10 protein-coding genes are annotated in these 11,449 nt (G+C 37.9%); 9 read left to right on the forward strand and 1 reads right to left on the reverse strand.

Translation table 11 applies throughout. From position 1 onward, the window contains the following. The first annotated feature begins 28 nt into the window (after positions 1 to 28). The 7 genes from DPX34_RS18085 to DPX34_RS18115 all read left to right on the forward strand — a co-directional run bounded on the left by DPX34_RS18085 (position 29) and on the right by DPX34_RS18115 (position 8,570). On the forward strand, positions 29 to 2,200 hold the full coding sequence (locus DPX34_RS18085) for a heparinase II/III domain-containing protein (protein ID WP_111979858.1): 2,172 nt from the start codon (positions 29 to 31) through the stop codon (positions 2,198 to 2,200). Positions 2,201 to 2,328: 128 nt separating this feature from the next. Beyond that, positions 2,329 to 3,669 (forward strand): MFS transporter, encoded by a 1,341-nt coding sequence (locus tag DPX34_RS18090; RefSeq protein WP_111979846.1) that lies wholly within the window; start codon positions 2,329 to 2,331, stop codon positions 3,667 to 3,669. Next, positions 3,670 to 4,602, forward strand: coding sequence for a sugar kinase (locus DPX34_RS18095; RefSeq protein WP_111979847.1), 933 nt, complete (start codon positions 3,670 to 3,672; stop codon positions 4,600 to 4,602). It begins immediately after the preceding gene. Positions 4,603 to 4,652: 50 nt separating this feature from the next. After that, entirely contained in the window at positions 4,653 to 5,270 is a 618-nt protein-coding gene (gene eda / locus DPX34_RS18100) for a bifunctional 4-hydroxy-2-oxoglutarate aldolase/2-dehydro-3-deoxy-phosphogluconate aldolase (RefSeq protein WP_111979848.1), read from the forward strand. Between the two features lie 436 nt (positions 5,271 to 5,706). Further along, positions 5,707 to 6,486, forward strand: a complete 780-nt coding sequence (gene tpiA, locus DPX34_RS18105) for a triose-phosphate isomerase (RefSeq protein WP_111979849.1) — start codon at positions 5,707 to 5,709, stop codon at positions 6,484 to 6,486. Between the two features lie 16 nt (positions 6,487 to 6,502). Continuing rightward, positions 6,503 to 7,582 carry a class II fructose-bisphosphate aldolase gene (gene fbaA / locus DPX34_RS18110; protein ID WP_198673753.1) on the forward strand — a complete coding sequence of 360 codons (1,080 nt, stop codon included), beginning with the start codon at positions 6,503 to 6,505 and terminating at the stop codon, positions 7,580 to 7,582. Between the two features lie 16 nt (positions 7,583 to 7,598). Then, positions 7,599 to 8,570 (forward strand): class 1 fructose-bisphosphatase, encoded by a 972-nt coding sequence (locus DPX34_RS18115; protein WP_111979851.1) that lies wholly within the window; start codon positions 7,599 to 7,601, stop codon positions 8,568 to 8,570. A gap of 79 nt (positions 8,571 to 8,649) precedes the next feature. Here the strand turns inward: DPX34_RS18115 and DPX34_RS18120 are convergent, their stop codons facing one another. Continuing rightward, positions 8,650 to 9,492, reverse strand: coding sequence for an HDOD domain-containing protein (locus DPX34_RS18120; RefSeq protein WP_111979852.1), 843 nt, complete (start codon positions 9,490 to 9,492; stop codon positions 8,650 to 8,652). Between the two features lie 193 nt (positions 9,493 to 9,685). Between DPX34_RS18120 and DPX34_RS18125 the strand changes: the two genes are divergently transcribed. Both DPX34_RS18125 and DPX34_RS18130 read left to right on the forward strand, forming a co-directional pair. Then, positions 9,686 to 10,621 (forward strand): SPFH domain-containing protein, encoded by a 936-nt coding sequence (locus DPX34_RS18125; protein ID WP_111979853.1) that lies wholly within the window; start codon positions 9,686 to 9,688, stop codon positions 10,619 to 10,621. 4 nt (positions 10,622 to 10,625) lie between these two features. After that, positions 10,626 to 11,078 (forward strand): NfeD family protein, encoded by a 453-nt coding sequence (locus DPX34_RS18130; protein WP_111979854.1) that lies wholly within the window; start codon positions 10,626 to 10,628, stop codon positions 11,076 to 11,078. Positions 11,079 to 11,449: the final 371 nt, after the last annotated feature.

Here is an 11,449-nt window from a genome sequence, read left to right on the forward strand (position 1 = left end):
AAAACGTAAATTAGCTGTTAAGACGGCTATGTTATGTGTGTTGGTTATATCGACGCTAGGTGTCGTGATGCCAACTCAAGCTGCACACCCTAATTTAGTGATCACACAAAGTGATGTAACGGCCATGCGTGCAGCTATTATTGAGCCTGGGTTATTTCAAGATACGTTTAAAGCGCGTAAAGCCGCTGTTGATCAACAGTTAACCTTGCCAATCGAGGTGCCCGTACCTAAAGATGCGGGTGGCGGTTACACGCATGAACGTCATAAGAAAAACTATGCATTAATGTTTGATGCTGGGGTGATGTATCAATTAACAAAAAACAAGCATTACGCTGATTTTGTTAGAGACATGTTATTTGAATATGCTGATTTATACCCAACTCTGCCTTTACACCCAATGCGAAAAAGTGCAAATGAAGGCAAAATATTCTGGCAAGGTCTTAACGAAGCGGTTTGGTTAGTTCATACGATCCAAGCTTATGACTTAGTGATGCCTGCGTTAACAGGCGACGAAAAAACACGGATAGAAACCGGCGCTATTCGACCTGTTGCTCATTTTTTGTCTGAAGAGTCGCCACATACGTTTAACAAAGTTCATAATCATGGGACTTGGGCTACCGCCGCAGTGGGTATGACGGGCTATGTATTAAATGACCAAGATTTAGTTGAAAAAGCGTTACTTGATTTAGAAAAGTCACGTAAGGGTGGTTTTTTACGTCAGTTAGATGAATTGTTTTCACCGGCTGGTTATTACAACGAAGGACCTTATTATCAGCGTTATGCTTTAATGCCTTTTGTTACGTTTGCTAAAGCCATTCAAATGAATGAACCTGAGAGAAAAATCTTTGAGTATCGAGATGGTGTATTGTTAAAAGCCATTACAACGACGATTGATTTAAGCTATAACAATTTATTTTTTCCGATAAATGATGCGATTAAATCGAAAGGTATTGATACGATTGAGCTGGTTCATGGTGTTGTTATTGCTTACGGTTTAACGGAGAACTCAGGCTTACTCGATATAGCAGCACGCCAAGGGCAAATATTGTTAAATGGTGATGGCTTAAAAGTTGCGAAAGCCTTAGAAGCGAATAAAAAGACGGCTTATCAATTTAAATCTCAAGCATTTGGTGATGGCAAAAATGCAGATGAAGGTGCTTTTGTTATCTTACGTCAAGATGTTCAAGGTGAACAAGCGGCGGTATTTAAAGCGACGGCTCAAGGTCTAGGTCATGGCCACTTCGATAAGTTAACGTGGCAATTTTATGATAAAGGCGCTGAGATTGTATCGGATTATGGTGCTGCGCGTTTTTTAAATGTTGAATCTAAATACGGTGGACGTTATTTACCTGAAAACGATACATACGCTAAGCAATCAATCGCGCATAATACGGTTGTTGTTGATGAAACAAGCCACTTCAATGCGAATGTTAAAGTGGGTAATGCTAATCACCCAACGCTTAATTTCTTTGAAGATACCGAACAAGTAAAAATATCGGCTGCGACTATTGATAGCGCCTATAAGGGTACCACGTTAACTCGCACGATTGCTTTAGTTAATTTTGCTAACGCATCGCAATCGTTAGTGTTTGATTTGTTTAAAGTCGAATCAGACAAAGCGCGTCAATATGACTTACCGGTTCATTATGCTGGCCATTTAATTAATAGTAACTTTGATTTAGGCACTAAAACACAGTCTATATCTGCTTTAGGTAAAGCAAACGGTTACCAACATATGTGGTTAAAAGCGGAAGCTCAGCCTACAAAACCTATTAGTCAGATCACATGGCTGAATGATAATGGCCGTTTTTATTCTTATACGGCTGTAAATAGCGGTGAAAAAATATTATTTACTCAACTCGGTGCTAATGATCCATTCTTTAATTTGCGCAATGAGAACGCCTTTATATCGCGTGTTGAAAATAAAAAACAACATCACTTTGTCAGCGTTTTAGAACCACATGGTGAGTATAACCCTTCAAAAGAATATACCTTAAAAAGTTACTCTGCTATCTCAGGTTTAGCCTATGCTAATCAAGGGAGTATAGAATATGTTGTTGTTAAATTTAAAGACGGCAGTAAGAGTGTATTAGCTTTTAATAACGCTAAAGATGTTAATAAAAAGACGCAAAGTAAATTTTCTATTGAGGGTCAATCTTTCCAATTTACAGGTCGGGTGACGTTGTTTGAACAAATTTAGTTTTAGGAGAAATAGATGGCTCTGAAGCAAAGTAAATACTTTTTATGTAGTTTAGAAATTAAAAATATTGATTGTGGGTGTCACCATAATTTTATCGCAGTAACCGTTTTTGAAGAGGATATACAATTATGAAAATGAAAAATTTAAGGTGGCTAATTATCACCTTGGTGGCATTCGCTACCATTATTAACTACATTGACAGAACCGCTCTGTCGGTTATGTGGCCGGGCATTGCTGAAGATTTAGGCATGGACAGCCACGATTACGCTAATATTATGAGTGTTTTCTTAATTGCTTATGCTATCGGTCAAGCCGTTTTTGGACGTGTATTTGATGCCATTGGTACTCGAATCGGTTTTGTACTTTCTATTGTTGTGTGGTCCGCTTCTATAGCCTTACATGCAGTCGCATCATCGGTTACATCATTTAGTATTTTCCGTGTGTTACTTGGTTTTGGTGAAGCGGGTAACTGGCCGGGTGCAACTAAAGCTAATGCTGAATGGTTTCCGGTAAAAGAGCGTGCGTTAGCACAAGGTATTTTTGGTGCCGGTGCATCAATGGGTAGCATTATAGCGCCGCCTTTAATTGCTTTTTTATATGCTTATTTTGGTTGGCAAGCAACTTTCATGTTAGTGGCGGGTCTTGGTTTTATTTGGATTGTTCCTTGGTTAATCGTTTATAAATGTGGCCCTGAAACACATCCTTGGATCACAGAAGAAGAACGCGAATATATCTTAAAAGGTCAAATTGTTGCTGATGAAGATAAAGAAGCTGAACCTGAATATGTGCCTACTTATCGTGAACTACTTTCTCATCGTCAATCTTGGGGCGTTATTTTAGCTCGATTCTTTATGGAACCTATCTGGTGGTTATTTGTTGCTTGGTTACCTTTGTATTTAAACGATAAATTTGGTTTTAACGTTAAAGAAATTGGTGCTTCTGCTTGGATCCCTTATGTAGGGGCGGCTGCCGGTGCTTTATTTGGTGGCTGGTTATCAGGTCGCTTAATTAATAGTGGTTGGTCTGTTACAAAATCTCGTCGTACCGTTATTACATTAGGTGGTGTGTTTATGTTACCTGCTTTATTAGCGACTACCGTGGCTGAAACACCGATGTTAGCAATGGGGTTAATTGCGATTATTTTATTTGGTTTCCAAGTTTCAATTAATAACGTTCAAACGCTGCCAAGTGATTTCTTCTCGGGTAAATCAGTTGCTTCTTTAGCGGGCCTTAGCGGAGCGGTAGGTGTTATCAGTGTTATTACGGCTATTCAATTAGTACCCATTATTACTAACGATGGTACGTATTATCCGCCATTCTTTATATTAGGTGCTTCTTTGGTGCCACTTATGTTAGCGGCTGTTTGGTTTATTGCAGGTCGTATTGAGCCGGTTAAACCTAAAAAGAAAGGTTCTTCTAACGGCGATGACGATTCTAAAACCTTAGAATTAGATAATGGTAAAGCGTAAATGAAAAAAATAACGCTTTTAGGGGAGTGCATGATTGAACTCATGCGCACTTCTAAAGATTCAATGGCTCAGTCTTATGCGGGTGATGTGTATAACACTGCCGTTTATTTAAAGCGTGCATTTGCCGATGTTAACGTCGGCATTATGTCGGCTGTCGGCGAAGACGCTTTAAGTTTAGATATGATTGAGCGGTTTGGATCTGAATCAATAAATAGCGAGTTGGTTTTTAAATCGGATTCTCGAAATGCGGGTATGTATTTAATTCAAACTGATGATGAAGGTGAACGTACCTTTACTTATTGGCGCGAAAACTCGGCTGCTAGAACTGTAATGGCCTACGTTGATAAATACGTGACGGCTGAACTTTCACAAAGTGATGTGTTCTTTTTCTCTGGTATTTCACTAGCCGTTATCGAACCTCAAGATCGCGATGCCCTTTGGTCTTTAATTTCAACATTGAAAGCCAACGGTGTGCAAATAATCTTTGATCCTAATTACCGAGCTCGTATGTGGAGCACACCAGCAGAGGCTAAGTTGCAATTCGAAAAAGCCTTTCGATTGTCTGATATGGTTTTACCTGGTATTGATGATTTTGCTCAACTTTATGGCATCGATACTTTTGACGGCATTATTGAATTTTGTCAGCCATTCGAGATTAGTGAATTAGTCATTAAAAATGGACCTGAAGGTGTTCGAGTTATTACCGCTAATCAAAGCGAACATTTTGCGATTCAAGCCGTGGATAATGTTGTTGATACAACATCTGCCGGTGACTCGTTTAATGGGCTATATGTTGGTGCTCGTTTACAGGGTTTAGACATTTCACAAGCTGTGCATTTAGCATCAAAAGCGGCTGCAGTGGTTATACAGCATCGTGGCGCAATTGTACCGAGTGCTGATTTTTCAGCTGCTTTTATTCAACAATATATGTAAATAACCCTTTTAGCCTCTCGTTATAAGTTAGGTTAAGGGTGGAGTTTTAAATGAAATCATTTTTTTCATTAATGGGTGAACAACGTATTTTACCTATTATTCAAGCTGACACTGCCGAGCAAGGTGTGAACATTGCTAAAGCCATGGCTGATGGTGGTCTTAAGTTAGTTGAAGTTGTTTTACGATCTAATGCTTCTATTGATGCATTGATGGCGATAAAAAAAGAATTACCTGATTTATGTGTAGGTGCGGGCACGATAATTAATGCAGATATACTAGAAGATGCACTTAATGCGGGCAGTGACTTTATTATTACACCTGCAGTAACACCCAGTTTATTAGCTAAATTAGCCGAGTGCCCAGTCCCTGTTGCTCCGGGTGTATCTACAACATCTGATATTGCATTAGCTGCAGAGTTTGGTTTTACTGAAATGAAGTTATTCCCAGCTTCGTTAGCCGGTGGAATTCCATTTTTAAATGCGGTTTCTTCAGTTTTCCGCCAAGTTACATTTTGCCCTACCGGTGGCATAACTGCGGCTAATCAAGGCGATTATTTAGCGTTATCTAATGTTAAAGCAGTCGGTGGTACTTGGGTTGCAGATAAAAATTGGGTTAAAAACCAAGAGTGGCACAAAATTACTGAAGCGTGTAAAGCCGCTAATATTTAAAACTTGTTTTTAGCTTGTATTTCAAGCGTTAACAGGCTGTTAAATGTCCTTTCTATATTCCTTTTAGTTAGGACATTAACAAAAAATTCATTAAATACACATAAAAGACGGTAGACATTAGTCGCCGTTAGCGTAATGATAAACCTGCAAGATAAAGGATTTATCATGCAAAAAACTTAATTAATATTAAGTTCTCATATCACACACCATGAGTCATTAATTAACAAATTTAGATAATTAAAGAAGACAAAAAAGTGAACATAAGCACTAGACTTATTTTAATAAAAAACTTTGTGTCGTTTTTAAATATGAATCTAAAAAACCATAATTCATCAATGAAGATGAACGTATCTTTTTTTATCTTTTACTGTGCTGCTCATTTTTGCGCGTACTTTTTGAGTTTGTTTGGTAATTAATTTTGTATAGGTAGATGATCATGAATAAACGAGTCCCAATTGTTATTGCTAACTGGAAGTTAAATGGTGGTATCGATTTATTATGTAGTTCGGTAGCGGCTTTTATCGGTAAGCATTTTTCAGCCAAAATTGCTATTTGTCCTCCGTATATTTATATGCGAGATATGCTTAATTTCTTACAACATTCTGAAATTATTGTGGGCACGCAGAATGTAAGTAAATATGAATCTGGTGCCTACACAGGCGAAACGTCAGCTCAAATGATTAAAAGAGCCGGCGGTGGTTTGTGTTTAGTTGGGCATTCTGAGCGTCGGCAAATGTTTCATGAAAATGATCCTAGCTGCAATATAAAAGTGAGCCGTGCATTGGCAAGTAATTTGATGCCTGTTTTATGTGTTGGCGAAAACTTACAACAGCGTGAAGCTGGCATTACCAATGACGTATTATTCCGACAGTTGCACGACGGTTTAGCCGATGTTGATTTAACCAATAAAGAAATCTGCGTAGCTTATGAACCCGTGTGGGCTATTGGAACTGGCCAAGCCGCTTCTCCTGAAGATGCGCAGCTTGTTCATGAGTATATACGCAGTGAGTTAACTATTTTATTTGGTAAAGAGATTGCTGAGAGAATTCATATTTTATATGGCGGCAGTGTTAATAAAACTAACGCTTATGAATTATTAAGCCAAAGTGACATTGATGGTTTATTAGTGGGAGGCGCGAGCCTAGACCCTGAGCACTTTATGCAAATATGCTTACATGCCAATACTCATGCTGAAAATATCGAATCTTCAAAATAATTAAGGACTAACGATTATGACTACCTTATCTCAACAAATTAAACCAGGCGTTGTAACGGGTGATGACGTTCAACGTTTATTTAATGAAGCACGTGCTAACCAATTTGCTTACCCTGCGGTTAATGTTGTGGGCACACAAGCTGTAAACGCGACTTTAGAAGCCGCAAAAAAATCTAACTCGCCGGTTATCGTTCAGTTATCAAATGGTGGTGCGAGTTTCTTTTTAGGTAAAGGTTTATCACTGCCTGGCCAAGGTTCTGCTGTTTTAGGTGGCATTGCCGCTGCTCATTATGTGCATACGGTGGCTGAAGCTTATGGGGTTCCGGTTATTTTGCACACGGATCACGCCGCTAAAAAGTTATTACCTTGGATTGACGGTTTACTTGATGCTGGTGAAGCGCATTTTGCTAAAACAGGTAAGCCACTCTTTAGTTCACATATGATTGATTTATCTGAAGAATCACTACATGAAAACATTGAAATTTGTGCGGCCTATTTAGCGCGTATGAGTAAAATGGGCATGACTCTAGAAATTGAATTAGGTTGCACAGGTGGTGAAGAAGACGGCGTTGATAATACCGGTATTGATAGCGCATCGCTTTATACTCAACCCGAAGATGTTGCATATGCTTATGAGCAATTAATAAAAGTAAGCGATAAATTTACCATTGCGGCTTCTTTTGGTAATGTTCATGGTGTATACAAACCAGGTAACGTTAAACTAACACCTGAAATATTGAAAAACTCACAAGCTTATGTCTCTGAAAAATTTGCTTTGCCACATAATTCGTTAAACTTTGTTTTTCATGGTGGTTCAGGATCAGATCCTAAAGATATTCAAGAAGCCATTGGTTATGGTGCAATAAAAATGAATATTGATACTGATACGCAATGGGCAACTTGGGAAGGTATAAAAGAATTTTACACGACAAACGAAGCTTATTTACAAGGTCAAATTGGCAATCCAGACGGTGATGATAAACCTAACAAAAAGTTTTATGATCCGCGTGTATGGTTACGTAAAGCTGAAGAGTCAATGGTTAAACGTTTAGAACAATCGTTTGCAGACTTGAATTGCATTAATCGTTATTTATAAATAGGGAATTATACTTATGAAACGTCTTATACCAACACTAAAAGCTGACGGAGTAAGTATTGAATTTATCATGCTGATCCGTACAATTTTGGCAGCAAGTAAAGAAATTGCTTTTCGCGTGAGTCAAGGTGAATTATCGGGCATTTTAGGCTCTACGTTGGATGAAAATATTCAAGGTGAAACTCAAAAAAAATTAGATGTTTTATCTAATCAACTAATAAAAGACATCCTACTCGGAGATGATCAAGTCCGTGCCATTGCATCTGAAGAAGAAGATGATGTTGTGGCGGGTACACCGGGAGCTCCTTATATTGTTGCTTTTGATCCATTAGATGGTTCTTCAAATATCGATATTAATGGCCAAATTGGAACAATATTTACTATCTTACCTGCTCGCGATGATGTTGCTGATGATAGCCCTTTGCAATTTCAACAACCGGGTAAAAACCAAGTTTGTGCAGGTTATGTTTTGTATGGCCCCGCGACGATGTTGGTATTAACAACCGGTGGTCCAACTCGTTGTTATACACTAGATTTAACACATGGTGGTTATTTATTAACTCAACCTGAAATGAATGTGCCACAAGATACGCAAGAGTTTGCGATTAACATGGCAAATAGTCGTTTTTGGTTTGATGAAACGACCCGCTATGTTAATGATTTAATTTTGGGTGAAGAAGGTCCTTTAGGTAAGCGTTATAATATGCGTTGGAATGCGGCGATGGTAGGTGATATACACAGGGTATTAACTCGTGGTGGTATATTTATGTATCCGGGCGACAGTCGAGATCCTAAAAAGCCAGCTAAATTACGCTTACTTTATGAAGCGAATCCAATGGCGATGCTACTTGAAAATGCAGGTGCTAAAGCTTATGCGGGTAAGCAACGTATTTTAGACATCCAACCTGATGATTTACATCAGCGCGTGCCTGTATTAATGGGATCGGCTAACGAAGTTGATGTCTGTTTAAGTTATTATTCAGAATAATTAGTTAATAAGATTAAGTTATTCTCACTAAACGCCTATAGCTCGTTGTTATAGGCGTTTTTTTATGATTTATTAAGGATTAATTTAGTAAATCGTCAATATCGTCTTTCATATCTTGATATTCATCTTCATCAATATCTAAAACTTCAAGTACTAGCTCTTTAATATGCGGCCAGTCAGGAGATGCTATAAATCGTTTACTCGTATTAATTAAATTTTCAGCCATCTTAATCGCGGCATAACTGATTGCATCTTCTTCAGATATTTTACTTTGTAAAAATTTGACTTCATGCGATCGTAAAATCAACTGGCATGTTTCTTTTGGTAAATTCCATGCAGATGCTAAATAATAACCAATTACGGCATGGTTTGTATTGTAAACGCTGTCTTCAATTTCTGTTGGGGTGCGCTCATACGATTTATTGGCTTCTACTAAAGTACGTTTATAGTCACTGTAATTACAAGCCATAGCAGGTATACCGCAGTCTTGAAATAAACCCAAAGTATAGATAGATTCTGTTGATACTCGATGTTTAAATTTTTGTGCGATAAAAGTTGCCACTTGTGCTACTTCGGCTGCACTGTCCCAAAAACGCTCTAGCGAGATACAAGATTCATTTTGCTTAAACGCTTTTTTTAATTGGATAGCGGTCACTAGCGAAGCAATACCCTCTAAACCTAAAAACATGACGGCTTGTTTTATATCAGAAATGCTTCTGGCAAGGCCATAAAAAGGTGAGTTGATTGTTTGTAAAATGGCCGCTGAAGTCGCAACATCTTGTGCAATTAGATCGCCAATATCGGTTAAGGACGGTTCAGATTGGTTTAGTAGTTTATTTAGTGCTTCGAGAATATCGGGACGAGCAGGAATGCGGAAATTTTGATGGATATCATTAATAACATTTGCGTCTATATCGATCATCTACCGACCTTTTATACTGTTAATTATTAAGTAATATTAGCAAATATTAAAATAAAGTCAGCAATATTATTGAGAACTATTTAGCTAAATTTAGCGTTATAGACTATATTGTTTGACATATTATGTCTTAAGTGTAATTATTTCTATGACATAATATGTCTAAATTATTTTGTTAAATTAAAAAGGAAGTCGTATGGAATTAATACTGGAATACATTTTTACGGTGCCATTTGCAATATTTGCATTTGTTATTATTACATTAAAATCGTCTATCAAATTCGTGCCACAAAATCGAGCTTGGGTGATTGAACGATTTGGTAAATATCAATCAACTAAAGAAGCCGGTTTAAATTTTATTGTGCCTTTTATCGATCAAATCTCTGCTGACCGTTCTTTAAAAGAGCAGGCGTTTGATATTCCAAGTCAGGGCGCTATCACTAAAGATAATATCTCGTTAACTGTTGATGGTGTGCTTTATTTCAGAGTGTTAGACCCCTATAAAGCAACCTACGGCGTTGAAGATTATGTATTTGCGGTGACGCAATTAGCTCAAACAACGATGCGATCAGAAATTGGTAAAATTGATTTAGATAAAACGTTTGAAGAACGAGACATGCTAAACTCTAAAATTGTCACGTCGATTAATGAAGCATCTGCATCTTGGGGCGTTGCTGTATTAAGGTATGAGATTAAAGATATTACGCCACCGCAATCAATTATGCATGCGATGGAATCTCAAATGAAAGCCGAACGTGAACGTCGCGCTAAAATTTTAGAATCAGATGGTGAAAAGCAAGCATCAATAAATATCGCTGAGGGTGAAAAGCAAGCACGCGTGTTAGCGGCTCAAGCCGAAAAACAAGAACAAGTATTACAAGCAGAAGGTGAAGCTCAAGCCATTGTGTCGGTAGCTAATGCTCAAGCTGAGGCTTTAAAAGTTGTAGGTGATGCCGCAGCGACTGAAGAAGGTCAAAAAGCCATTCAACTTGATCTAGCAACTAAAGCAATAGAAGCAAAACGTGCTATTGCAAAAGATTCAAGTGTGGTTTTATTACCTGATAATGCAACGGATATTAGCTCGGTTGTGGCACAAGCCTCAACGATAATTAATACATTAAATCGAGGTTAAAAAATTGCAGTTAATTATGGAAAACTTACCTGAATTATTAATTGCCCTTGGATTGGTTATTTTAGCCATTGAGGTGGCCATTTTAGGGTTTGCTACTTTCATTCTTTTATTTTTAGGTATCTCGTTGGTCATAACTGGTTTTGCTATGTGGATTGGCTTTTTGCCTGAAACATTGACGAGTATTCTGGCATCTAATGCTATTTTGACGTCGATATTAGCGGTGGCTCTGTGGCAGCCTTTAAAAAGAATGCAAGATCAGACTGAGACTAAAACGGTCTCTAATGACTTTATGGGCTTAACATTCGTGATAAATGAATCTGTCGATCGAAGAGGGTTAGTGTTGCATAAATACTCTGGTATTAGTTGGCAATTAAAAAGTGAAGTTGAAATTGCTAAAGATACAGAAGTTAAAGTGGTTAAAGCTGAGGTTGGCATTTTGTGGGTTAAACCGACTTAATTTTTACCCTTGCTGATTACTAAGCGGGAATGACAGTGATGTTATTTCCGCTTTTTTTATTGGTTGTTTGTCTAGAGGGTGTTTACCTTTGTCGTATATATTTTGTTCAATTCCAAAGCGTGTTGATCGCGGCATTGGCTTGATGGCATAGTGGTTCTACGTTTAAAGCCAATAAATTTTCTGATCCATGCTCACTCGACTTGCATATTTTCCTGCCTGTAATAAACAAAAAATATATCGCTTTGGATTGAACCCAAAGGGCAGTGCATTTTCATCATTTTATGGATGAACGGTTCAACAATAGAGTGTAATACCAATCCGTAATAATAAGTGCCCACTCAGCGAGCGTTTAAATGCGCTTCATATGTAGG

The organism is Algibacillus agarilyticus (genome assembly GCF_003286125.1).
Lineage (GTDB): Bacteria > Pseudomonadota > Gammaproteobacteria > Enterobacterales > Alteromonadaceae > Algibacillus > Algibacillus agarilyticus.

Excerpts from the sequence above, each read along its gene's own strand:
- DPX34_RS18085 (WP_111979858.1), top strand. The coding sequence starts at position 29 with ATGTTATGTGTGTTGGTTATATCGACGCTAGGTGTCGTGATGCCAACT.
- DPX34_RS18090 (WP_111979846.1), top strand. The coding sequence starts at position 2,329 with ATGAAAATGAAAAATTTAAGGTGGCTAATTATCACCTTGGTGGCATTC.
- DPX34_RS18095 (WP_111979847.1), top strand. The coding sequence starts at position 3,670 with ATGAAAAAAATAACGCTTTTAGGGGAGTGCATGATTGAACTCATGCGC.
- eda (WP_111979848.1), top strand. The coding sequence starts at position 4,653 with ATGAAATCATTTTTTTCATTAATGGGTGAACAACGTATTTTACCTATT.
- tpiA (WP_111979849.1), top strand. The coding sequence starts at position 5,707 with ATGAATAAACGAGTCCCAATTGTTATTGCTAACTGGAAGTTAAATGGT.
- fbaA (WP_198673753.1), top strand. The coding sequence starts at position 6,503 with ATGACTACCTTATCTCAACAAATTAAACCAGGCGTTGTAACGGGTGAT.
- DPX34_RS18115 (WP_111979851.1), top strand. The coding sequence starts at position 7,599 with ATGAAACGTCTTATACCAACACTAAAAGCTGACGGAGTAAGTATTGAA.
- DPX34_RS18120 (WP_111979852.1), bottom strand. The coding sequence starts at position 9,492 with ATGATCGATATAGACGCAAATGTTATTAATGATATCCATCAAAATTTC.
- DPX34_RS18125 (WP_111979853.1), top strand. The coding sequence starts at position 9,686 with ATGGAATTAATACTGGAATACATTTTTACGGTGCCATTTGCAATATTT.